The following is a 24,541-nucleotide window of genomic DNA, read 5'->3' on the forward strand; positions in this document are numbered from 1 at the left end:
CGCCTTTTGCCTATTTAAGGGATGCTAAACTTGCTTTTATGGTTTCAATTTTAGCCAGCGCATCTGCTTCCTTTTGCTTTTCCATGGCAACCACTTTTTCAGGAGCATTGTTCACAAAACGTTCGTTTTTCAGTTTTCCTTGAACGCTTTTCAAAAAGCCTTCGGTATAGCTGAGCTCTTCGTTCAATTTGGCTATTTCATCTGCTACATCAATTGCACCTTCAATAGGTATGAAATATTCGTTGCTTTTTACCCTAAAGGTCAATGCGCCATCAATTTTTTTGGTGACATAATTCAGTTCAGAAAGGTTCCCCATTTTTATTATCACCGAATCGAAAGTAGTATCGGTTTTTTCATTATTGATCACGGAAACCGAAATGGTATTTTTGAAAGAAATATTCTTTTCTTTCCTTATGGTCCTGATGCCAGAAATCACGTCCTGGGCAAATTCGAAGTCTTTTATCAGTTTTTCATCATAACCTGAATCACTTGGCCACTCAGCAATAATCAAAGCTTCTTCCTTGGTGCGCGTTGTAATGTTTTGCCAAATTTCTTCAGAAACAAACGGCACAAACGGATGCATCAACTTTAAATTATCTTCTAACACCGCGATTACTTTTTTATGTGTAGCAGCCGAGATTGGCTCTCCAAAACCAGGTTTCAACATCTCGAGCAACCAAGAGCAAAAATCGTCCCATACCAATTTATAGGTGGCCATAAGTGCATCACTAATACGGTATTTGCCGTAATGGTCTTCAATCTCGGCAAGAGTTTTCGCAAATTTGTTTTTATACCAATCGATGGCAATGGCATCGGTCTCGGTTTCTACTTTGTCATCTGAAACATCCCAACCGTCGATCAATCGATAGGCATTCCATATTTTGTTTACGAAACTGCTCCCCTGTTTGCACAATTCTTCTTCAAACATTAAATCGTTTCCGGCGGGCGAGCTCAACAGCATCCCTACCCGAACGCCATCGGCGCCGTACTTGTTCATCAGCTCAATAGGGTCTGGCGAGTTTCCTAAGGACTTGCTCATTTTCCGTCGTTGCTTGTCGCGTACAATCCCGGTTAAATACACACTATTAAACGGTTTTTCGTCACGGTATTCATAACCTGCGATGATCATTCGTGCCACCCAGAAGAACAAAATTTCTGGGGCAGTCACTAAATCCCTGGTAGGGTAATAATAGTTTATTTCTTCATTGTCGGGCTCTAAAATTCCATTGAACACACTAATGGGCCACAACCAAGAAGAAAACCACGTATCCAACGCATCGGGGTCCTGAATGAGGTCGGTGGCTTTTAATGCATCATTGCCCGATTGTTCCTTAGCTAACTGCAACGCTGCTTCGGCGGTTTCTGCCACTACAAAATCTCCTTTCCCGCTTCCGTAGTAATAGGCAGGGATTTGATGGCCCCACCACAGTTGCCGTGAAATGTTCCAATCGCGTACATTTTCCATCCAATGGCGGTAGGTGTTGATGAATTTCTCTGGCACCAACTGAATATCTTTTTCAAGAATGGCATCAAGTGCAGGCTGGGCCAGTTCTTTCATTTTTAAAAACCATTGGTCGCTCAATTTTGGTTCGATCACCGCGCCGGTACGTTCACTCGTCCCTATTTTGTTGGTGTGCTGCTCCACTTTGGCGAGAACGCCCATTTCCTTTAATTCGGCCACAATTTCCTTGCGTACGGTAAAGCGGTCTTTTCCTTGATAATGAAGTCCGTATTGGTTTAAGGTAGCATCGTCGTTTAAAATATCGATGATTTCCAAATTGTGCTTATCGCCCAGCATCTTATCGTTTTCATCATGGGCAGGTGTTACTTTCAAACATCCGGTACCAAACTCCAGATCGACATATTCATCTTCAATAATGGGAACCACCCGGTTGCAGATAGGTACAATGGCGTTTTTTCCTTTTAAATGAGTAAAGCGTTCATCGTTAGGATTGATACAGATTGCGGTATCGCCCAAAATGGTTTCTGGCCGTGTGGTAGCGATGGTTAAAGTTTCTTCGCTTCTTTCGATTTTATAGTTCAGGTAGTATAAATTGCCTTGTTTTTCAATATGGATCACCTCTTCGTCAGAAAGGGTGGTCTGGGCCTGTGGATCCCAGTTTACCATTCTGTAGCCACGGTAAATATGTCCTTTTTGGTATAAATCCACAAAAACCTTGATCACAGAGGCTGACATATCGTCATCCATCGTAAATTTAGTACGTTCCCAATCGCAAGAAGCGCCCAGTTTTTTTAATTGTTCAAGAATGATTCCGCCGTGTTTGTGGGTCCATTCCCAAGCGTGCTCTAAAAATTCTTCTCGGGTCAGGCTGTTTTTATCAATCCCTTCATCTTTCAATTTTGCCACAACTTTTGCTTCGGTAGCAATGGATGCGTGGTCGGTACCCGGCACCCAACAGGCGTTATAGCCTTTTAAACGCGCTCTGCGTATCAATACATCTTGTATGGTATTGTTGAGCATATGCCCCATGTGTAACACTCCTGTCACGTTTGGAGGCGGAATTACTATGGCATACGGTTCTTTTTCGTTTACTTCAGAATGAAAATAACCATTCTTCATCCAGTGGTCATACCACTTGTTTTCAATATCTTGAGCGTTATATTTTGCCGTTATTGCCATAATTTGGTCTAATTTTTGAACTAAGTATGCAAAAGTAGCTATATCTGCAAGATTATAAAAGTGAATAAGTTATTTTGCAGATTGCATGAAAGATATGTACATTAGCATACTCTAAATCTTAGAAATCATGAAAAAATTAGCATTAATTGCATTTGTAGCTTTATTTGGACTTGCCGCCAATGCACAAGCAAAATTTGAATTTAAATCTGAAACCATAGACTACGGCGAGATCGCTAAAGGAAGCGATGGCGTTCGTGTTTTTGAATTTACCAATGTGGGCGATGCGCCTCTGGTGGTAACCGATGTTAAATCGAGCTGCGGTTGTACCGTTCCAAAAAAACCTGAAAAAGCCGTGGCCCCTGGGGAAACTGGCGAAATTCAAGTAGAATACGATACAAAACGCGTTGGCCCCATTAGGAAGACCGTAACCGTGTATTCCAATGCCGATCAGCCCGTTAAAGCCTTGAAAATAAAAGGAACCGTTTTGTCGGATAACAAAAGTGTTTTAGAAAAAACAAAATAAGGTACTTTTAAATTAGAAACAAAAGCCCTGCTTTGTCGTGGGGCTTTTTTGTTTTTATGGTTTTTTGCATACCCATAGGGCAATAGAATAAAGACATTAAAAATAACAATACCCAATTTTTTATAGCCTAAGCCGATTGCCTATCTTTGCAAACAGTTTATAGACCACACTTACAACAACAGATGGATTTAGAAAAACAACTACAAGAAATTGAAGCCATGGGCGATGACCACGTAGGCAGCGCTACTGGAACCCCGTTGCGCCCTGATGCTTTCGAACTTAGTGACATAGAAAAAATTGAACGTATTAAAAAAGACGTTCATAATATTATGGACACGTTAGGGCTCGATTTAACCGACGACAGCTTAAAGGGAACCCCCAACAGGGTTGCCAAAATGTTCGTTCAAGAAATTTTTGGAGGCTTGCACCCCGACCGAAAGCCAAAAGCCTCAACCTTTGACAACAAATACAAGTATGGAGAGATGTTAGTAGAAAAAAACATCACCCTCTACTCTACTTGCGAACACCATTTGCTTCCTATCGTTGGGAAAGCCCATATTGCATATATTTCAAACGGCACGGTTGTAGGATTATCAAAAATGAACCGTATTGTAGATTATTACGCAAAACGCCCGCAAGTACAAGAACGCCTTACCATGCAAGTGGTTAAAGAATTGCAAAAAGTACTAAATACAGACGATGTTGCTTGTGTGATCGACGCCAAACATTTATGCGTCAACTCCAGAGGAATTAGGGATATAGATAGCAGTACCGTTACCAGTGAATTTGGCGGAAAGTTTAAAAACGCCGAAACACGTCGGGATTTTTTGGATTATATCAATTTGGATACTGAATTTTAGGGGATGACTGATGCTACATGCTGGATGCTGGATGCTGGATGCTGGATGCTGGATGCTGGATAAAAATTGAAATGCTCTTTTAAAATATTCATTTACTGATTATATTTTCGAAATATATAATTATTAACAACGGTCTCCGGTCTTTCGGCTTCCGACAACAAAGAACATGAAACGTTACGAAGAACAAGAACTTACCATTTACAATTCCATTTCTAAAAAGAAAGAGAAATTCGTTCCCATAAACGAGGGTGCTATCGGCATGTACGTGTGTGGCCCTACGGTTTACAGCAATGTCCATTTGGGAAATTGCCGTACGTTTTTATCATTCGACCTTGTTTTTCGGTACCTGAAACATCTTGGATATAAAGTTCGTTATGTTCGAAATATCACTGACGCCGGTCATCTTGAAAACGACGGGGAAAGTGGTGACGACCCAATTTTGAAAAAAGCCCGGATCGAACAATTGGAGCCTATGGAAGTGGTTCAGAAATACACGGTCGATTTCCATAATATCATGAAAACCTTCAATGCCCATCCGCCAAGTATTGAACCCACAGCTACCGGACATATTGTTGAACAAATACAGATTGTGGAAAACATTATAGAACAAGGCTATGCGTATGAAAAAAACGGCTCTGTTTATTTTGACGTGATGAAGTACAACGAAGACCACAAATACGGCATTTTAAGCGGACGGAATTTAGAAGATATGATCGCCAATACCCGGGAACTTGCCGCGCAGAGCGATAAAAAGAACCCTCAGGATTTTGCCCTTTGGAAAAAAGCCGATCCCGAACACATTATGCGTTGGCCTTCGCCATGGAGTGTCGGTTTCCCTGGCTGGCATTTAGAATGTACCGTAATGAGCACAAAATATCTGGGCAATCAATTTGACATCCACGGCGGTGGTATGGATCTAAAGTTTCCACATCATGAATGTGAGATTGCACAAGCCGAAGCTTCTAATGGTCAAAATCCAGTAAATTATTGGATGCACGCCAATATGTTGACGCTTAATGGTAAAAAAATGTCGAAATCCACTGGAAACTTTATTCTTCCACGGGATATGTTTTCGGGCGACAACGATATTTTCAACAAGCCGTTTGCACCTACTGTGGTCAAATTTTTTATGTATCAAGCGCAGTACCGAAGTATTTTGGATTTTTCAAAAGAGGCATTAGAAGCTTCCGAAAAAGGCTTTAATCGCTTAATGGATGCTTATCGCTCCATTGGCGGGGTAAAAACTTCAGAAAGCAGCAGTATCGACGTAACCCGTTGGCGTCAATCGTGTTATGATGCCATGAATGACGACTTTAACAGCCCGATTCTTATTGCACAGTTGTTCGAGGGAGCTAAATTCATCAATTCAGTGTTAGACGGTTCCGAGATCATTACAGAAAAAGACCTGCAGTTGTTGAAACAAACCATGCAGGATTTTATTTTCGATGTGTTAGGATTGGTCGATATAGCTGAAAGCACCGCTCAGGACGGCAATAAATTGAGTGAAACCATTAAATTATTGATCCAGTTGAGGGACAAAGCCCGTGCCAACAAGGATTTTGAAACGAGCGACAAAATTAGGGACGAATTGCAAAAAGCAGGCATACAGCTTAAAGACGGAAAAGACGGCACTACCTTTTCACTTAATTAATCATCATGTTAGGCTTTCTAACCAGACCTCAAAGTTCTTGAAGACTTTCGAGCTCTATTTCGCCATATCCAAAATAAAATGAAGCAAGTACTTAACAGACTTATAAATCACGAGCAGTTAACCAAAGAAGAAGCCCGAAACATCTTAGTTTCCATTAGTGAAGGAAAGTTTAACCAAAGCCAGATTGCCTCTTTTTTAACCGTTTTCATGATGCGAAACGTCACTCTTGAAGAATTGGAAGGCTTTCGCGACGCTTTATTAGACCTTTGCTTAAAGGTAGATTTATCGGGGTACAACACCATAGACCTCTGCGGAACCGGTGGCGACAGTAAAAACACGTTTAATATTTCCACGCTCTCCTCTTTTGTTACAGCCGGAGCAGGTGTTTTGGTTACCAAACACGGTAATTATGGGGTGTCCTCCATAAGCGGCAGCAGCAATGTTATGGAACAATTGGGGATACAATTCAGTAACGAAACCGATTTTTTAAAACGAAGTCTTGACGAGGCAGGCATCTGTATTTTGCACGCCCCGCTTTTCCACCCCGCTATGAAAAGCGTTGCCCCAATTAGAAGGGATTTAGCCGTAAAAACGTTTTTCAATATGTTGGGCCCTATGGTAAATCCTGCATTTCCCAAAAACCAGTTAGTGGGTGTGTTCAATTTGCAATTGGCACGCTTATACGGCTATATGTATCAAAAAAGCAGTAAAAATTACGCTATTTTGCACGCCATGGACGGATACGATGAAATTTCACTGACTGGTCCCGTAAAAGTTATTTCAAATACTTCGGAAAGCACCATGAAGCCAGAAGATTTCGGTTTCAGCAGCATCGAACAATCTGCTATTTACGGTGGCGATACGGTGGAATCATCTGCTGAACTATTTAAAACAATTATTTCAGGGCACGGAACCGAAGAGCAAAACAATGTGGTTTGCGCCAATGCCGGGATGGCTATTTCGGTTGCCAAACAATGCGGTATTGAAACGGGAATCGAACAAGCAAAAGAGTCGTTACAATCTGGAAAAGCCTTGCAAGTATTGCAAAAACTTCAAAAACTGAGTGCTTAATATATGACTATTTTAGACCACATCATTCAGAATAAATTAAAAGAAGTCAATGCCAAAAAAGCGCTTTTCCCTATTTCGGTTTTAGAAAAGTCAAAAGCATTTGTCCGCTCTCCTATTTCATTGGCGGCTGCCTTAAACCATTCCAGAACGGGGATTATTGCCGAACACAAAAGAAGGTCGCCCAGCAAATCGGTCATTAACGACCAAGTTAATTTGCCTGAAGTTGCCAGTGGCTATAAGAAAGCTGGTGTTTGTGGTATTTCGGTGTTAACAGATACCAAGTATTTTGGCGGATCATTGGACGATTTGGCATTGGCCAGAAACTGTGTGGATATTCCCTTGTTGCGTAAAGAATTTATTATCGATCCCTATCAAATCTATGAAGCAAGAGCGTATGGAGCCGATGCTATTCTGTTGATTGCCGCTGCTTTAAGCAATAATCAGTTGAAGCAATTTTCAAAAACCGCCAAGCAGTTGGGACTGGATGTTTTGTTGGAAGTTCATAATGAAGAAGAGTTGCAACGTTCTTTGTTGCCAACCGTTGATATGTTGGGCGTGAACAACCGAAATTTAAAAAACTTTGAGGTTTCCATCGAGGTGAGCAAAGCACTTTCAGAAAAAATACCGAATGATTTTATAAAAATTTCAGAAAGCGGCATCAGCGATCCTCAAACCATGAAAACATTGCAAGATTATGGTTACAAAGGTTTTTTAATAGGCGAAACCTTTATGAAAACCGATAATCCCGGTGAAAGCGCAAGAAATTTTATTGCATCCTTGTAAGTTTTAAAAGAGCTGTAAGGTATAGGGCCAAATTATGTTGAAGATGAACACACCAAAACTAAAAATCTGCGGTATGAAACATAACCCTACGGAGGTAGCTGCGCTGTATCCAGATTATTTGGGGTTTATTTTCTACAAAGGCTCACCACGCAATTATAAAGGTGACATCCCTTTGTTGCCCAAATCGATAAAAAAGGTGGGAGTATTTGTAAACGCTACCCATATCGAAATAAAGGAACGGGTAGCACAATTGCAATTAGACGTCATTCAATTGCACGGGGAAGAGTCTGCAGATTTCTGTAAAAAACTGGCTTTGAACAGAAAAACAACTACTGCCATTTGGAAAGTTTTCAGCATTAAAGACACCTTTGACTTTTCGGTATTAAAAAATTACGAACCCTATGTTTCGGCTTTTCTTTTTGATACCAAGGGAAAGGCAAAAGGGGGAAACGGCTACACCTTCAATTGGAAAATTTTAGAAGAATATCCTTCCTCAACACCAATTGTGCTCAGCGGAGGCATTGGATTAGACGAATTAGACCAGCTTTCAGAAATACTGAAGACCGACCTTCCCATTGTGGCTGTTGATGTAAACAGTAAATTTGAAGACCAACCCGGATTAAAAAACACCAATAAACTGCAACTGTTTATGGAAAAACTGAACACATTACAATCAAACGTATGAGCTACCACGTAAACGAAAAAGGGTATTATGGTGAGTTTGGCGGGGCTTATATTCCCGAAATGCTTTACCCAAACGTAGAAGAACTGCGGCAAAACTATCTTGCTGTCATGCAAGAACTTAGTTTTCAAAAGAAATTCAAAGAACTGCTCAAAGAGTACGTAGGTCGCCCTACTCCATTATATTATGCCAAGCGCCTTTCAGAAAAATACAATACTAAAATCTATTTAAAAAGGGAAGACCTATGCCATACTGGAGCACATAAAGTAAACAATACAATTGGACAGATACTCATGGCCAAGCATTTGGGCAAAAACCGTATTATTGCTGAAACCGGAGCAGGACAACACGGCGTAGCCACGGCTACTGTATGTGCGCTTATGGGAATAGCTTGCATTGTATATATGGGCGCTATTGATATGGAACGGCAAGCACCCAACGTAGCACGCATGAAAATGCTTGGGGCTACCGTAGTTCCAGCCACAAGCGGCAGCAAAACGTTAAAAGATGCAACCAATGAGGCCATTCGCGATTGGATAAACAATCCCACCAACACCCATTACATCATTGGCAGTGTGGTGGGGCCACATCCCTATCCTGATATGGTAGCACGATTTCAAAGCGTAATTTCTGAAGAAATAAAAACACAATTGCAGGAAAAGGAAGTAAGAGAAAATCCAGACTATGTTGTTGCGTGTGTAGGCGGCGGAAGCAATGCTGCCGGAGCTTATTACCATTATTTAGACCGGCCAAACGTAGGCATTATTGCCGTTGAAGCTGCCGGCAAAGGGATACAGAGTGGCGAAAGTGCCGCTACTTCTGCTTTAGGTAAACCCGGTATTATCCACGGCAGCAAAACCTTATTGATGCAAACAGCCGATGGGCAGATTACCGAACCCTATTCTATTTCGGCCGGTTTGGATTATCCGGGCGTAGGCCCCATGCACGCCCATTTATATGCCAGTGGTCGTGGCGAGTTTATTTCGATTACCGATACCGAAGCTATGGAAGCCGGTCTGGAATTAAGTAAACTAGAGGGCATTATCCCTGCTATTGAAACCAGCCACGCACTTGCTATTTTTAAAAACAGGCCATTTAAAAAAGACGACATCGTGGTTATAAATTTAAGCGGTCGCGGAGACAAAGATTTAAATACATATATTGATTATTTCAACCTATAATGAAACGATTACAAGAAACCTTACAGCAAGGCAACAAGCTATTGTCTATTTATTTTACGGCTGGCTATCCAAACTTGGAGGATACTATTCCTATTTTGAAAGCCTTGGAAAAAAACGGCGTAGATATGGTTGAAATAGGCCTGCCCTTCAGCGATCCATTGGCCGATGGCCCTACTATACAAGCCAGTTCTACCCAAGCCTTAAAAAATGGGATGACCACCGAAGTTTTGTTCGACCAACTTAAAGGTGTTCGAGAGCAAATTTCCATTCCTTTGATTATTATGGGGTATTTTAATCCTGTTTTGCAATATGGCGTGGAAGCATTCTGTAAGAAATGTGCCGATATTGGTATTGATGGTCTTATTTTACCAGATTTGCCTTTAGCCGAATACAACTTGCATTATCGCTTGACCTTTGAAAAATATAATCTCGCCAACATATTTTTGATTACCCCGCAAACTTCGGTAAAACGGATAATGGAAATCGATAAAGCCTCAAACGCATTTATCTATATGGTAAGCAGTGCCAGCACCACAGGAAAAACATCCGGATTTAACGATGAACAAATTGCTTATTTCAACAGAATTGAAGGATTACAACTTAAAAATCCCCAGATTGTTGGTTTTGGCATCAACAATGCCGAAACGTTCAATATTGCAACCAAATATGCCAAGGGAGCCATTATAGGCAGTGCGTTCATTAAAGCGCTTACCACAGACGGTATTGTCGGCATACATCCCTTCATAAATAGGTTACGGTAATTTTAACCATACTTTAGTAGGCATTTAATATAAATTGTGAAGGAAGTTTTTTAGCTTTTATGATTGAAATATAAATTTAAAACAATCTATTATGGCTAAGAAGTTTGAACGTAAAGAAAAGCAAGAGAACCCTACCAATCCCACTGGAAAACCAAATCAAAAAACCAACGAGGTGGATATTGATGAAAAAACCATTAAAAAACAACAAAATAAAGAATAATGGGAAAAGGCGATAAAAAAACCAAACGAGGTAAAATTGCCATTGGCAGTTACGGAAAATTGCGCCCAAAGAGAGGTAAATTTAAAATAAAGCCCAAAACCGTAAAGGGTACAAAAAACAAGTAATCGTTTCCCTTTTCCGTTTTACCTTATAAAAATGAAAACCCCTTCACGAATTCGTGAAGGGGTTTTGCTTTGGTTGGTTATTATGATAGGATTACTTGATAATCAATCGTTTTGAAACGCTTGATGTTTCGCTCGTAATCTGTACCACATATACTCCAGTAGCCAATGATGATACATCGATTACCTGCTGGCCTTGCATGTTGCGAAGGTCATACTGGTTAATCAACTTTCCATTGATGTCATAAATCACTGCATTTTCCAATGCGATGTCAGATTTATTTGAAATGGTAACCTGGCTATCTGCTGGGTTAGGATACATTGAGATAGAATTGCTCAAAGAGTTCTCATCTACACCCAATATACTTTCAACAGTCAATTCAAAAGTACACGTACCAACATTTCCATACTCATCTTCTGCAGTTAATGTAACGGTGTAAACACCATCACCGATCAACTCTCCTGGAGCTGGGTCTTGCGATGTAATGGTTACAGGATTGGTACAGTTATCTAAAGCAGAAGCTTCTCCAGTTGCAAAGTAATCTGGTACTTCATAGAACAAGTTACCTTCTCCTGGATCAACAGATTGGTCTTCTGGACACGTAACTTCTGGTGCCAAGTTATCCACTACATTAAGTTCGGCAGTACAAGACGCTACGTTTCCGCTGGCATCGCTTGCAAAAATGGTAACCGTAAGTGGCGTACCAATATCGGCACAGCTTACTTCAGTGATATCTGAAGCCACAGTGGTAATACCACAAGCTTCATCTACATCTTGTATCAAGCTGTTAGGATCGATCGTTGCTGTACCATCAGGTCCAAGAGCGATGTCGATTGGTGTAATGTCGGTAATTTCATAATCCAACTGGAAGTTGTCAATTCCGGCACCCCAGCCCCAATCGCCTTCATCATCATAAGTAAAGCGAACTTGGAAATCTGGATTTAGGTAAGGCAACATATCAATCGCGCCTGTGTTGGTAGGATCGGTATCCACATCGACAAATAATATTTCTTGCCAAGTGGTTCCGTCCCAAACTTCTACGCTAAGTTCACCTGATCCACCAATTTCTTGTAATGCATAATCAAATGAAATAGAAGCCGTATTAGAACCTGTAATGTTATACACAGGAGACAACAACCTAACAAGGTTCACGTTTCCGCTTCCTGCTTCATCATCGTCAAAAATTGCCGCATTGGTTGGGAAATCACCGCCAATTGGCATATCGCCGCTACCAAAGGTCCAATCATGTGAACCAGCTTCAAGAACTGTACTCCATCCATCAGGGATTGTAGCGCCTTCAAATTCTTCCAGTTCCGATACCGGACCTGGGTTACCAGCACACGTAATAATTGGTGCGGTCACATCGATTACATTCACGGTTGCGATACAAGAAGAGAAGTTTCCGCTATCGTCGGTAACAAATACTTCAACATTGTTCTCACCCAACATAGAGCAGTCAAAACTAACATCGTTATCAACTGGAAGTGGTGCTTCATAATAAATATTACCGTTGAATACACGAGCATCGAATGTAGAGCTTCCGAAAGGATACGATTTACCCGAACCTTCCAAGAACTGGATGTTGTCATCCTCTACAAATACAGTACCGTTAGCGGTTCCATTTGTGTAGTTCATACCACCAGAAGTGGTTGTGATATAAAACGCTCCAGTATCACCGGCTGCAATGGTTTGACCCAAATCAAGGTTCAAAGGTGTTGGAAGACCATCACCAGCAGAAGTAACATTCGCAGACCCAATTAAGGTCCAAGCAGATGGGTCTTCTTCAAAACCTTCCCAAGTACCTGACTTGTAATATACTTCAATATCATCGGTTGTACCTGTATCCAGGTTAACGTCAAACGAGTTGATCACCACTTCGTTAATGGCAACGATATCGAACATGTTTCCGTCCAATCCGTTTCCACCGGCGAAGGTAGTTTCCAAGGTTTCATCGGTAGAACCACCGCCTGTAGCAGGACCACCAACGGTTACGGTGTAACCACAAGCTTCGTTAACTGTTTGGATAAGGTCGTCTGCCGGAATCGTTGCGTTTCCGTCTGCATCCAATACAACGTCATAAGGTGGGGAAGTAGACAGCTCATAGTTTAATGCAAAATTATCTACACCGGCACCCCAAGCATAACCGCCGTTATCATCGTACGTAAAACGCACTTGGAAGTCTGGGTTTGCATACGGCATCATATCAGTTAATCCAAAAGCTGTTGGATCGGTATCTTCGGTTACAAAAAGAATTTCTTGCCAAGCGGCTCCGTCCCAAACTTCAACGGAAAGTTCACCATCACCTACAAAATCCTGTAAGGAATAGTCAAAATCAAGGTCTGCTGAAACTGCGCCAGAGATATCATATACTGGAGATAGCAATCTAACTAAGTTTACAGCCCCACTACCTGCTGCATCGTCATCAAATATGGCAGCGTTGGTAGGGAAGTCAGCACCTCCTGGCATATCGCCCGAACCAAATGTCCAGTCTTGCGATCCAGATTCCAATACGGTTGTCCATCCTGCTGGGATAGTTGCCGCTTCAAATTCTTCTAAAACATTAAATACACCAGGTTCTCCTATACAGGTAATTTCTGGCGCTACATTGTCTTCAATGGTTACAGTGGCCGTACAGGTAGAAGAGTTTCCTTCGTCATCTGTTACTGTTAACGTTACGGTATTTTCACCCACGTCGGCACAAGTAAAGGTATCTTGATCTAAAGAATACGTTGCTATGCCACAGTTATCGGTAGAACCGTTGTCAATATCGGCTGGTGTAATGGAAACCGAATTACCGCCCATTAACTCTAAAGTTAGGTCTTGGCATACCGCTTCTGGATTTTCCATATCGGTTACCGTAACGGTAAACTGACAAGTTGCTTCGTTTCCATCGCTATCAGTTGCTGTGTACTCAACAATAGTATCTCCAGTTGGAAACTGACTTCCGCTTGGAGGCCCCATAGTCTGTACTGCTGTAATCTGGCCATCTTCGGTATCGAATGCTATGGCATCTGCAAAGTTTACGATGGCACCACATTCACCTGGGTCGGTATCAGCCATAATATCGGATGGACACACAATTACCGGTGGGTCGCCAATAATCTGGGTAACGGTAATGGAGAAAGAGTTAAACACTCCATCGTCACTACCAGGAAAAGTATCATCTATTCTCAATGTCCAGTCGCCGTTAGCATCTTCCCCATCAAAAGTGGCAGCAAAAGTACCTCCTTCGGGCTCAAACACACCTGTAAATGGTGCTGAAGCAGCATTGATATCACCTCCGCCATCTTCAAATTGGGTATTGGTATAATCATCGCCACTACCTCCATTACTTAAAGACAGAGCTAAACTTGTTCCCACAGGGGATTCTAAATAGATATCCAAATCGCTATCCCAAGTGTGAGTAAGGTCTATGGTAACATTTTCGATAATAATACCTGCTCCTACGTTGCCCGTTAAAGGCACATTAGCAACAGACAGAACATCGGCAGAACCATCAATGACGGCCCCCGTGTTGTCTCCGTTGTACGTTTGGGCATTAACCTGCCATGCAAAGCATGTGACAAGAAATGCCATTAGTAAAGTAATTTTTTTCATAAGTCTTATAAAATTTAATTTAACAGTTAATACTGCGTTAATATACTCAAATTTTATGTTAACAGAAAAGATATTTTTATGCTTTTAATCAATACGTATAAGATTCTAAAGAAACATACCATTTTAATAGACTGATTTATAAAGACATAAGCGTTTTTAAAAACGTTAAAGAACTTGTGAAATATTTGTGAAATATTTTTTTGAAGAAAACACCTGTCCCATTGAAACAAACAAGTTATTGACGGTAAGGATTAAAATTGAAAAAAGAAAAAAATGCTACTTTAACACTGAATTTTTGCTGTCAATACCGTTTTGGCTTTGCAGTTTGAAAAAACAGTTGAAAATTTTGAATCATAAATAAGAAATCGGGTAGATGAAAAGTGATTTTCACTTTCACCATTGAAACAGCTATTTATTTCCACAGAAAAGTTATTATATATTAAGGTATGTTTTCAATCCTTAAAATAAGGCCCATATTGCAAAACTCGAAAATCAATAGTGGTCATTTGGGGGTTATCGGCTTTCATTTTTTTATAGGTTTTTAAACTGCCCACCGCACGGTTTGCCGCCCCCGAAGGTGCCGTAAGTGATACCGTTTTCACGGTTCTGGAGGTTTCAGGTAATGTAAATTCATGCACTCTTGGCACGGTGTTTTTAATGACTTTTAAAGTAATGCCATATCTTTTGAGTAATTTCCTGAAGAAATATTCTGGGCCGTTTTTGCTGTTCCCACCAGTAAACAATAAGGTATCAACCGTAGGATGCTCTTGAAGTATGCGAATTAAATCGCGCAAGCTGGCTTGTTGCATCCCAATATCGGAAGCACCTACTTTTTCCCGATAGGCGACCGATACCATATCGCAAATGCCGATCCCTTTTTCCCTTAGAAATGCCTTGCGTTCTTTTATGGCTTTTTCCGTGGTTTCAAAAGAAAGGTCTAAGTCAAAAATTTGGTCTATGATTAGCCATAACTGTCCGTCGCGGCTTCCATAGCAAAAGTCAACGTCTCCAGGTCTTAACTCCCCCGTACTGAAACGGGGCGGAGGCAATGTCCCTACAATCAATTTTGTAGCGTTTTTAGGGATAAATGGCGGATATGGATGCCTATGCTCGAACATTATCTAATAAAAACGGGTTCGTTTTCACTTTCGGTATATTTTTCACTGTATGAATAGCCATCGTAATCAAATCCCATAATGCCATCTAAAGATTTAACGTTGTTCTCGATTATATAGCGCACCATACTACCCCGCGCCTTTTTGGCGTAAAAAGCAATCACTTTCAACTCGCCATTCTTAAAATCCTTGAAAACGGGTGAAACGACCGGTACGTTCAACTTTTTGGTGTTGATGGCCTTAAAATATTCATTGCTGGCAAGGTTCACGAAAAGTTCGCCGTCTTTCAGCTCTTTGTTTAAAGCCTCTGTAAGCGAATCGCCCCAGAATTCATATAAATTTGTTTGGTTTTGTATGTGTAGCTTTGTTCCCATTTCCAGACGGTAGGGCTGTATCAAATCCAGCGGTTTCAATACACCATACAATCCAGAGAGGATTCGTAACGAGCTTTGTAGATCATCCAATTTCTTTTCCGAAATGGTATAGGCATCCAAACCATCGTAAACATCGCCTGCAAAGGCATACACGGCTGGACGGGCATTTTTTTTGTTAAATGGGGTGGTAAACTCTTTATAGCGCTGATAGTTTAAATCGGCCAATTTTTCGCTTATGCCCATTAAATCGCGCAGATCTTTCTTGGTCTTCCGTTCCAGTTTTTTGTTAAGGGTTTCGGCTTCTTTCAAAAATTGAGGTTGTGTAGCTCTTTGGGTGGGTAAATCACTCTCGTAATCCAGTGTTTTGGCAGGGGAAATGACAATTTTCATAGTGTTGCGTTTTTATACAAAAATAGCCTAAATATTGTGGCATAGAAAATAATGGTTACTTATAAAAGCTATGTAACCATTATTGTTTTTTATGATAAACAATGATTAATTCCATATAAGTTAAAATAATCGTATATTATTCCTCAAATTATTACAAAAACATTTAAAAAAACACAACAATGAAAAAAGCACTACTCCCTTTTTGTTTGGCAATCCTGTTGAGTTGCGGCTCTTTGGTTGCACAAACGCAATTAGGTAAAAAAGCCACTTTGAACGAAGATGGAACCCTAGAGGTAGAAACGGTACAACTTCCGGCACATCTATCTAATCCCACAAACAAACAGCAAGCAAATGAACTGTTCCAGTTTGGCAGGCCTACCAATCCCATAGTAAAAAACACCCGGGGCGTTACCTTGGCAGACCTTGATGACGATGGGATTGATGAAATCCTTTACGGAATAGACACCACCCTATTTGCCCTAAAAGGCGATGGAACCATTTTATGGGAAAAAACAGTATTGGGCCCCATATTGTTACCTCCAACGGTAGCAGACCTCGACGAAGATGGCACCCCTGAAATTATCGTAAACACAGGCTACCCCACCACGGTAGGCCGTATTTATTTGATGGACAACACCGGTGCCGACCTGGCTGGCTGGCCTTTGAACTTTAACGACAACTGGATGATTAACGCCCCAGTTGTAGCAGATGTTGACGACAATGGAACATTGGACATTATAACGTGCGAACGTGCCGGCAGTGCCGAGGGCTATGTTCACGTCCTTAATTTAGACGGCACACCCATTAACAGCAATTGGCCCGTACAGACTGATGCTACCCCTGCCTTTACACCATCTATTGGCGATATGGACAATGATGGCAATACTGATGTGGTAATTGCAACGTCTTCTACCGGAATGCGCATTTACGACAACCAAGGGCAATTGTTCCCTAATTTCCCCTTAGTGGACCCCAATGTGAAATATTCCTACCAATCTCCCATTTTAGCCGATTTGGACGGCGATGACGATTTGGAAATCATAGGAAGCAACCACGGGGACGCCCCAGGGTTTTACGTACTGAACCACGACGCTACGTATTATCCCGGCTGGCCGGTTCCGTTAGATGGATGGACCTATTCCCCAGCAACAGTGGTCGATCTGGATAGCGATGACGTGTTCGAAATTTTTATGTCGGACCGGGCAACCAGCGGCGATAGCACCCCTCTCGATGTTATTTACGGCCTTACCCCGGACGGAAACGACCTAAACAACTTTCCCATTGCCAAATACGGCGGTACCGAAGGCGTATTGAGTATCGCAGACATCAACAACGATGGTGTTTTTGAAATTATTTTCCCCAGCGTGCTTACCGATGCCAACGGCGATGGATATATTCACGCCTATTCTACAGATGGCAGTGGCGAAATAGATGGCTTTCCGTTGCGCCCAAGAGGATTTACATTTTTAAACGGAGCCGTAATTGGCGATGTGGATAATGACGGAATGATGGATCTTACCGCAAACTCCTATACCCAAACTTTTGGACAAGGCGTTGATTCTACATTTGTAACAACTTACAACTTAAATGTACCGTACGAAGAAAATAAAATCATACGCAATGGTTACAAAGGTAAAAACACTAGACAAGGTCTGGTGGTGCCTGAAATTATAACAGGAATTGAAGAATTTTCAAAAGCCTCCATTAATTTAACTCCTAACCCCTCTAACGGAATATTAAACTTAAACTTGTCGATAGCGCTTGAAAATGCTACCGTCACATTGTACACCATTGATGGAAAACAGGTTTTTTCAGAAGAGCGAAACATTGTTGAAAATGAAACGATAGCATACAATTTTAAGAGTCTTGCCAGCGGATTGTATTTGGTGAACATTTCCAACGGAAAGAAAACGTACACGGCCAAATGGGTAAAGAAGTAATTTATTTGCCTTGTTAAATTGAAAGACCTCAAAGATGTTCGAAAATTTTTGAGGTCTTTATTATTAAGTTACGTTTTTTAATCAATAACATGTTTGGAATAATTACGCCATTTTTCCAAACAAGCCTCCATATCATCCGGTATTTTAGACTCAAAACGTTTTATTTCGCCGGTGGTAGGATGCACAAATCCCAAGGTTCTGGCGTGTAGTGCCTGCCTTGGCAATACTTGAAAGCAGTTGTCCACAAACTGTTTGTATTTAGTGAATGTAGTCCCTTTTAAAATTTTGTCGCCACCATACCGTTCGTCATTAAATAAGGTATGACCTATGTGCTTTAAATGAACCCTAATTTGGTGTGTTCTGCCGGTTTCTAACCTACAGGAAAGCAAGGTTACATACCCCAACCGCTCCAACACCTTAAAATGGGTAACCGCATGTTTTCCGCGTATTTCATCTTCATCTTCTTCAAAAACGGTATTCTGTAACCTGTTTTTTGGGTGACGGCCAATATTGCCTTCAACAGTTCCGGAATCGTCATTAACATTGCCCCAAACCAACGCCACATACTCTCTTTCGGTCGTTTTGTTAAAGAACTGCTTGGACAGATGTGCCATCGCTTCTTCGGTTTTTGCAATGACCAAAAGTCCGCTGGTGTCTTTATCGATACGGTGTACCAAGCCTGGACGATCTTGGCTTTTTTTAGTACCAGATGAACTGGGAAGGTTTTCAAAATGAAACGCAAGTGCATTCACTAAAGTGCCGGTGTAATTGCCATGACCGGGATGCACCACCATACCAGCTTCTTTGTTGACAACCAATACATCATCGTCTTCATAAACGATATCAATGGGGATATCTTGGGGGACCAGCAGGTTTTCGTATGGCGGATGTTCAAATAGTACGGTTACCACATCGCCAGGCTTTACCTTGTAGTTTTGTTTTACCGGGGCGTCGTTTACGTGTATATTTCCGTCTTTGGCCGCTTTTTGTATTTTATTACGGGTTGCGTTTTCAATGCGGTTCATCAAATATTTGTCCACCCTTAGGGGTTGCTGGCCTTTGTCGGCTACGTAACGGTAATGCTCGTATAGGTCGTCATTGCCAGAGTTATCAGTATGTTCTTGAGGGTTATCGTTCATCTGGCTGGGTTTCGGTGGCTGTCGCTTCTTCTTCTTCGGTTTCGTCATTGTCATCAAGATCATCGTGAACACGGTTCAGTGATTCATCTCCAACGATTAAATCGATCACGGCGGTTTTTTGTATTTTGGTTCCGGGCTCCAATTTTTCTCCTTTGTACCGCATTTCTTTTACTTGGTCGCTTATATCGGGACGGTAGCTTATCTTTCCTATTTTAAAACCCATGGCCAACAACGTGGGTTCGGCTTGGCGGCGGGTTCGGCCTATAACATTGGGCACTTCTATTTTTCGGTAACCGGAAGGGTTTAGGTACAAATAGATTTTTCGGTTTTCTTTTACAAACTTTCCGGCTTTAGGTATTTGCTCAATCACCGAATACTTTGGGAAATCAGGGTTATAATTGGCCGAGTCGAGTATTTCGTACCGCAAATCCAACTCGTTCAATTTATCTTCTACCACATCCAACGAAAGCTTGCCCAAACTGGGTACTTCAATTTTTTGGCCGTGGTTGGTCGTTGCCTTAAGCCACCACATGGCCAAAAAACTCAATACAATCAACGCCAGAATGGCCAGCAACAATTGTTTTAAAAAAGATTTGGTGAACAGGAATCTGAAAAATGTCATATACGTAATGTTGATAAGCAAAAATAAGAAACCCAAAGTTAGTATCTTTCTATGGATTAATGATATTTTTGTGGTGCCAATTACATGTTATAAGGTTAATTGGTACTAAACGTCATTTTTAAAATTTTGGTATGGCAAAAAAGCATATTGCCGTCGCAATGGGCGGTTATTCTAGCGAACTTGAAATTTCCTTGCAAAGCGGGGCGATGGTCTGTGAATATTTGGACCAAGAAAAATACCACGTTTATCCTGTGCATATTTTACAGGAAGGGTGGTTTTACGTTTCAGAAAATGGGACGAGGCATCAAGTTCATAAAGAAAATTTCAGCTTTGAAAAGGACGGAGAGACCATTAAGCCCGATGCAGTTTTCAATTGTATTCACGGTACACCGGGCGAAGACGGCCAATTGCAAGCTTATTTGCGTTTGGTGGGCGTGCCACAAACCAGCGCCGGGTATTACCAAGCCGCTTTAAGCTTTAACAAAAGGGACTGTTTATCGGTTTTGAAAGGCTTCGGAATTAACTGCGCCAATTCCTATTACGTAAATAAGGGCAGCGCTATCGATAAAGAAGAAATAATAAAGAAGGTAGGCTTGCCGTGCTTTGTAAAGCCCAACCGGGCCGGCTCCAGTTTTGGAGTGAGTAAAGTGAAAGAAATGGACGAATTGCTTCCGGCCATTGAAAAAGCATACAAGGAAGATTATGAAGTGTTGATCGAGACCGCTTTGATAGGCACCGAGGTGCAAGTGGGAACCTATAAACACAATGGCAACATAATCGCGTTGCCGACGACCGAAATCGTTTCCGAAAATGAATTTTTCGATTACGAAGCCAAATATTTAGGTGCTTCGGAAGAAATAACCCCAGCGCGTATTACCGAAGAGGAAACCGAGAGAATTCAAGCTGAAGCCAAAAAAATATACGAAGTTTTGAATATGACGGGCATTACCCGAAGCGACTTCATTATTCAAAACGGCACACCGTATTTTATTGAGACCAACACCAATCCGGGAATGTCCAAAGAAAGCATCGTGCCCAAGCAAGTTCGGGAAGCCGGAATGACCCTTACCGAATTTTTTAGTATTTTAGTAGAGGACGTACTTTTATAAAGCAACCAGTCAGTTCGAGTGTTTTTTGCGAAATGCAATGGCGGAAAAAATATATCAAGAACTATTTTTAAATGGGGTATTAAATAAAACATTATAAATAAAAATGAAAAAACGCGCTGTATTTCCCGGTTCCTTCGATCCTATCACTATAGGTCATGTTGACATTATAAAGCGTGCCTTACCATTGTTCGACGAAGTGATTATCGCCATTGGCGTGAATGCCGAAAAAAACTATATGTTTCCGCTTGAAGACCGAAAACAGTTTATTGAAGAAGCTTTTAAAGACATTGAGGGCGTTGCGGTGAAAACCTACGAAGGACTCACGGCCGATTTTTGTAAGGCTGAAAAAGCACAGTATATTTTGCGGGGTGTTCGCAATACAGCCGATTTCACATATGAACAGACCATCGCCCAAGCCAATACCGAAGTGATGGATGTTGAAAGTATTTTTTTGGTTGCCTCCCCGGCCGTTTCGTATGTGTCTTCTTCCATCGTGCGTGATATTGCCCGAAACGGCGGGGATTACAGCGGGTTGGTCCCGTTTAAGGTTTAACCAGAATTTTTCAGAAAAACCTCCAAAAATCAAAAAACCCTCTCAGTTTCCTGAAAGGGTTTTGTTTTTGTATAAGAATTTATGGCCTACAACGTGGCAACGTGGCGTGCTATCTGTGACTTTAAACGATCTGCTTTGTTATCGTGGATAACATTGTTTTTTGCCAATTTGTCTATCATTGAGGTAACCTCAGGAAAAAGCTTTTCCGCTTCTTTCTTATCGGTAGAGCCTTTCAGCTTTTTAATAGCGTTACGGGTAGTTCTAAACTGATACCTGTTGCGTAAACGTTTTGTTTCGCTGTTTCTAATTCTCTTTAAAGCTGACTTGTGATTCGCCATAATTCTCTTTCTTTAATTTGTAGCCCGTAGGGGAATCGAACCCCTGTTACCAGGATGAAAACCTGGCGTCCTAACCCCTAGACGAACGGGCCAATTGTATTTCAATTTAAATCCTGTCGATTTATGTCGTTCAGGCGGGTGCAAAAATACAACACATTTTCAATTCTGCAAATAGTTTTCAGTTTTTTTTGAAAAAAATTAATAGGCCTTTGCAAACAACACTCGTTGGCTTGAAGGTTTTCCAGTAACCATGCAGTTTCCCGCTTCTTTTTCACCAGCTATGGGAATACACCTAATGGTCGCTTTTGTTTCGTTTTTCACCTGTTCCTCAGTTTCTACGGTGCCGTCCCAATGTGCCGAAATGAACCCACCTTTGTTTTCCAGTACTTTTTTAAACTCTTCGTAGCTATCTACTTCGGTTGTATGCTCCGTTCGGTAATCGACCGCTTTTTTATAAAGGTTCTCTTGTATTTCGGTCATTAAACCAGTAACTTTTTCAACCACCTCATTTTGATTTACAAATTCCTTAGTCAGGGTATCGCGCCTGGCCAGTTCTACCGTTCCTTTTTCAACATCTTTTGGACCGATGGCAATGCGTACGGGCACGCCTTTCAATTCGTATTCATTGAATTTCCAACCGGGTTTGTGGGTGTCCCTGTTATCAAATTTTACGCGAATACCTGCCGCCCTTAGTTTGGCCTGCATATCTTTTGCCACTTCGCCTACGGCATTAAACTGTTCGTCATTTCTATAAATAGGTACGATCACTACTTGGTCTGGCGCCAATTTTGGTGGCAAGACCAAGCCATTATCATCGCTGTGCGTCATGATCAACGCCCCCATTAACCGGGTGGAAACGCCCCAAGAAGTGGCCCAAACGTATTCTTGCTTCCCTTCCTTGGTTGCAAATTTAACGTCAAAGGCTTTTGCAAAGTTTTGCCCCAAAAAGTGCGACGTCCCCGCTTGCAATGCTTTTCCGTCTTGCATCAATGCTTCAATGCAATAGGTTTCCAAGGCACCGGCAAAACGTTCGCTTTTGCTCTTCAATCCTTTTACTACAGGAACGGCCATATAGTTTTCAACAAAATCTGCATAAACGTTCATCATTTGCTCTGCTTCGGCAATGGCTTCTTTTTCGGTGGCGTGGGCGGTATGGCCTTCTTGCCATAGAAATTCTGCAGTGCGTAAAAACAACCGGGTTCGCATTTCCCAGCGCACCACATTTGCCCATTGATTGATTAACAATGGTAAATCACGGTAGGATTGCACCCATTTTCTATAGGTATCCCAAATAATGGTTTCTGAAGTGGGCCGCACGATCAATTCTTCTTCCAATTTAGCTTCAGGATCGACCACGATGCCTTTTCCGTCTTCATCATTTTTTAAACGGTAATGCGTTACTACGGCACATTCCTTGGCAAAACCGTCCACATGGCTGGCTTCTTTGCTGAAATAGGATTTAGGGATAAAAAGCGGGAAATAGGCATTTTGATGCCCCGTCTCCTTGAACATCCTGTCCAGCTCGGCCTGCATTTTCTCCCAGATACCAAAACCATACGGTTTGATCACCATGCAGCCCCGAACACCAGAGTTTTCGGCAAGGTCAGCCTTGATAACCAACTCGTTGTACCATTTTGAATAATCCTCACTTCTCGTCGTTAAGTTCTTTGCCATCTCGGTAGTTTGGCACAAATGTTGTGCTTTATAGTGTTAAATGATTAGTTGTTCTCGTTTATCTCGACAAAACTAATTATTTTTAAGAAGTCCAACAATTAAAATAAAAGCAGTTATGCAATCACGATACACTATAAAGAAACAGTCAATCCCCTATTTGTTTTTGGGAATGGCTGCTTTACTGCTCGCTTCCTGTGGCACGTACGATTCCGGTTATTCAGGTGCTGATGGCATTTACGATTCCGGGGACGATGTAGCCAGGAACGAAGGCAGTTCAGACCGAGCCAATTACTACAAACAATATTTCAACACCAAGGCAAATGAGCTTGAGGAAATACCTGAAGACGAAGACTTGGTATTCACCGATATTGAAGCTTACACCACTACCGAATATATGGATGATGAAGGTTATATCGTCATTGAAGAAAAAGAGTATAACGAAGGCTATGGCCCATGGGGCACCAATGCTGAAAATGTTACTGTAAATGTGTATAACAGCGGTTATGGTTTTGGCTATTGGGGGAGTCCATATTGGGGCTATAATAGTTATTGGGGCTATCCCTATTACCGCGCTTACCGCCCATACTGGGGCATTGGCTATTGGGGCTGGGGCCACCCATATTATGGAGGCTATTACGGCTACGGTCATTACGGTTGGGGTTATCCTTACTATGGCTATTATGGCCATTACAACAATTATTATGGATATAATAACTACTACGGAAATGGCCATTACAACAATGTTTCATACAACCGCGGCCGAAGAAATACCGATTACAACCGAAACAACTCCCAAGCCCGTGGCAGATCCTCAAACAACACTGTTGACCGGCGTTCTTATTCCCGTTCTGAACTCAACAGAAGGATACAATCGCGCAACAATAAAAGATCGGTAAGGAGCAACAACAGCAACCGTAGATCGAACAGTTCGTTCGGGCAAAACCGAAATAGGGTGAATAACCGTTCAAAAACAATTAGGAGAAGCAGTTCGAACAACGTTAGGCGAAACTCCAACACCCGTTCTATAAGGAGCAACAACTCTTCCAGAAGAACCAAATCGTACTCGCCCTCAACGCGCAGTAGATCGAGCAATTCCAGTAGTTTTAACAGCTCTAGCAGATCGTCAGGCTCTTCCGGTTCGGTACGAAGCAGTGGCGGAGGCAGCAGAAGAGGCGGCGGACGCGGATAATTTCA

The 24,541-nt window shown here is 41.7% G+C and carries 22 protein-coding genes and 1 tRNA gene; 14 read left to right on the forward strand and 9 right to left on the reverse strand.

Going from position 1 to position 24,541, the window contains the following annotated elements; genetic code table 11:
• Positions 1–10 precede the first annotated feature (10 nt).
• A complete protein-coding gene (locus tag DDV96_RS00095; RefSeq protein ID WP_116692709.1) occupies positions 11–2,641 on the reverse strand; it encodes a valine--tRNA ligase in 2,631 nt (876 codons plus the stop codon).
• A gap of 127 nt (positions 2,642–2,768) precedes the next feature.
• Here DDV96_RS00095 and DDV96_RS00100 point away from each other — a divergent pair, with 127 nt between their 5' ends.
• The 10 genes from DDV96_RS00100 (at position 2,769) to DDV96_RS00140 (ending at position 10,498) form a co-directional block, all read left to right on the forward strand.
• Positions 2,769–3,164: a DUF1573 domain-containing protein gene (locus tag DDV96_RS00100; RefSeq protein WP_116692710.1), complete on the forward strand. Its 396-nt coding sequence runs from the start codon at positions 2,769–2,771 to the stop codon at positions 3,162–3,164.
• A gap of 182 nt (positions 3,165–3,346) precedes the next feature.
• Positions 3,347–4,024 carry a GTP cyclohydrolase I FolE gene (gene folE / locus DDV96_RS00105; protein ID WP_116692711.1) on the forward strand — a complete coding sequence of 226 codons (678 nt, stop codon included), beginning with the start codon at positions 3,347–3,349 and terminating at the stop codon, positions 4,022–4,024.
• Between the two features lie 166 nt (positions 4,025–4,190).
• Positions 4,191–5,675 (forward strand): cysteine--tRNA ligase, encoded by a 1,485-nt coding sequence (gene cysS, locus DDV96_RS00110; RefSeq protein ID WP_116692712.1) that lies wholly within the window; start codon positions 4,191–4,193, stop codon positions 5,673–5,675.
• Positions 5,676–5,753: 78 nt separating this feature from the next.
• On the forward strand, positions 5,754–6,746 hold the full coding sequence (gene trpD / locus DDV96_RS00115; RefSeq protein WP_116692713.1) for an anthranilate phosphoribosyltransferase: 993 nt from the start codon (positions 5,754–5,756) through the stop codon (positions 6,744–6,746).
• Between the two features lie 3 nt (positions 6,747–6,749).
• Positions 6,750–7,529 (forward strand): indole-3-glycerol phosphate synthase TrpC, encoded by a 780-nt coding sequence (gene trpC, locus DDV96_RS00120; RefSeq protein WP_116692714.1) that lies wholly within the window; start codon positions 6,750–6,752, stop codon positions 7,527–7,529.
• Between the two features lie 73 nt (positions 7,530–7,602).
• Positions 7,603–8,214 carry a phosphoribosylanthranilate isomerase gene (locus DDV96_RS00125; protein WP_116692715.1) on the forward strand — a complete coding sequence of 204 codons (612 nt, stop codon included), beginning with the start codon at positions 7,603–7,605 and terminating at the stop codon, positions 8,212–8,214.
• The gene (gene trpB, locus DDV96_RS00130; RefSeq protein WP_116692716.1) at positions 8,211–9,392 is read left to right on the forward strand and encodes a tryptophan synthase subunit beta; all 1,182 of its coding nucleotides are present in this window, start codon (positions 8,211–8,213) and stop codon (positions 9,390–9,392) included. Before DDV96_RS00125 ends, trpB begins: the two co-directional genes overlap by 4 nt.
• Positions 9,392–10,153, forward strand: coding sequence for a tryptophan synthase subunit alpha (gene trpA / locus DDV96_RS00135; RefSeq protein ID WP_116692717.1), 762 nt, complete (start codon positions 9,392–9,394; stop codon positions 10,151–10,153). Before trpB ends, trpA begins: the two co-directional genes overlap by 1 nt.
• Before the next feature lie 91 nt (positions 10,154–10,244).
• Positions 10,245–10,373 carry a hypothetical protein gene (locus DDV96_RS16055; RefSeq protein ID WP_262497860.1) on the forward strand — a complete coding sequence of 43 codons (129 nt, stop codon included), beginning with the start codon at positions 10,245–10,247 and terminating at the stop codon, positions 10,371–10,373.
• Entirely contained in the window at positions 10,373–10,498 is a 126-nt protein-coding gene (locus tag DDV96_RS00140) for a 30S ribosomal protein THX (protein ID WP_116692718.1), read from the forward strand. Before DDV96_RS16055 ends, DDV96_RS00140 begins: the two co-directional genes overlap by 1 nt.
• A 91-nt stretch (positions 10,499–10,589) precedes the next feature.
• Here the strand turns inward: DDV96_RS00140 and DDV96_RS00145 are convergent, their stop codons facing one another.
• From DDV96_RS00145 to yaaA, 3 genes are all read right to left on the reverse strand, one after another.
• Positions 10,590–14,072: an HYR domain-containing protein gene (locus DDV96_RS00145; RefSeq protein ID WP_165805936.1), complete on the reverse strand. Its 3,483-nt coding sequence runs from the start codon at positions 14,070–14,072 to the stop codon at positions 10,590–10,592.
• 473 nt (positions 14,073–14,545) lie between these two features.
• Entirely contained in the window at positions 14,546–15,211 is a 666-nt protein-coding gene (locus DDV96_RS00150) for a uracil-DNA glycosylase family protein (RefSeq protein ID WP_116692720.1), read from the reverse strand.
• Positions 15,211–15,972 carry a peroxide stress protein YaaA gene (yaaA, locus tag DDV96_RS00155; protein ID WP_116692721.1) on the reverse strand — a complete coding sequence of 254 codons (762 nt, stop codon included), beginning with the start codon at positions 15,970–15,972 and terminating at the stop codon, positions 15,211–15,213. Before yaaA ends, DDV96_RS00150 begins: the two co-directional genes overlap by 1 nt.
• Positions 15,973–16,151: 179 nt before the next feature.
• Between yaaA and DDV96_RS00160 the strand changes: the two genes are divergently transcribed.
• Entirely contained in the window at positions 16,152–17,912 is a 1,761-nt protein-coding gene (locus DDV96_RS00160) for a T9SS type A sorting domain-containing protein (protein ID WP_116692722.1), read from the forward strand.
• 77 nt (positions 17,913–17,989) lie between these two features.
• Here DDV96_RS00160 and DDV96_RS00165 read toward each other — a convergent pair whose 3' ends face one another.
• Together DDV96_RS00165 and DDV96_RS00170 are read right to left on the reverse strand one after the other, a co-directional pair.
• Entirely contained in the window at positions 17,990–19,051 is a 1,062-nt protein-coding gene (locus DDV96_RS00165; protein WP_116692723.1) for an RluA family pseudouridine synthase, read from the reverse strand.
• A complete protein-coding gene (locus DDV96_RS00170) occupies positions 19,041–19,673 on the reverse strand; it encodes a PASTA domain-containing protein (protein ID WP_116692724.1) in 633 nt (210 codons plus the stop codon). The genes DDV96_RS00165 and DDV96_RS00170 overlap by 11 nt, the downstream gene beginning before the upstream one ends.
• A 131-nt stretch (positions 19,674–19,804) precedes the next feature.
• Between DDV96_RS00170 and DDV96_RS00175 the strand changes: the two genes are divergently transcribed.
• Together DDV96_RS00175 and coaD are read left to right on the forward strand one after the other, a co-directional pair.
• Positions 19,805–20,782, forward strand: coding sequence for a D-alanine--D-alanine ligase (locus DDV96_RS00175; protein ID WP_116692725.1), 978 nt, complete (start codon positions 19,805–19,807; stop codon positions 20,780–20,782).
• A gap of 103 nt (positions 20,783–20,885) precedes the next feature.
• Positions 20,886–21,335, forward strand: a complete 450-nt coding sequence (gene coaD, locus DDV96_RS00180; protein ID WP_116692726.1) for a pantetheine-phosphate adenylyltransferase — start codon at positions 20,886–20,888, stop codon at positions 21,333–21,335.
• 86 nt (positions 21,336–21,421) lie between these two features.
• Here the strand turns inward: coaD and rpsT are convergent, their stop codons facing one another.
• From rpsT to proS, 3 genes are all read right to left on the reverse strand, one after another.
• Positions 21,422–21,673 carry a 30S ribosomal protein S20 gene (rpsT, locus tag DDV96_RS00185; RefSeq protein ID WP_116692727.1) on the reverse strand — a complete coding sequence of 84 codons (252 nt, stop codon included), beginning with the start codon at positions 21,671–21,673 and terminating at the stop codon, positions 21,422–21,424.
• 20 nt (positions 21,674–21,693) lie between these two features.
• A tRNA-Glu gene (locus tag DDV96_RS00190) sits at positions 21,694–21,765 on the reverse strand.
• Between the two features lie 106 nt (positions 21,766–21,871).
• Positions 21,872–23,347 carry a proline--tRNA ligase gene (gene proS, locus DDV96_RS00195; RefSeq protein ID WP_116692728.1) on the reverse strand — a complete coding sequence of 492 codons (1,476 nt, stop codon included), beginning with the start codon at positions 23,345–23,347 and terminating at the stop codon, positions 21,872–21,874.
• A gap of 115 nt (positions 23,348–23,462) precedes the next feature.
• On the opposite strand from proS, the gene DDV96_RS00200 reads away from it, so the two are divergent.
• Positions 23,463–24,536 carry a hypothetical protein gene (locus DDV96_RS00200; protein WP_133240793.1) on the forward strand — a complete coding sequence of 358 codons (1,074 nt, stop codon included), beginning with the start codon at positions 23,463–23,465 and terminating at the stop codon, positions 24,534–24,536.
• Positions 24,537–24,541: the final 5 nt, after the last annotated feature.

Origin of the sequence: Marixanthomonas spongiae (assembly GCF_003095375.1) — a bacterium.
Classification (GTDB): domain Bacteria; phylum Bacteroidota; class Bacteroidia; order Flavobacteriales; family Flavobacteriaceae; genus Marixanthomonas; species Marixanthomonas spongiae.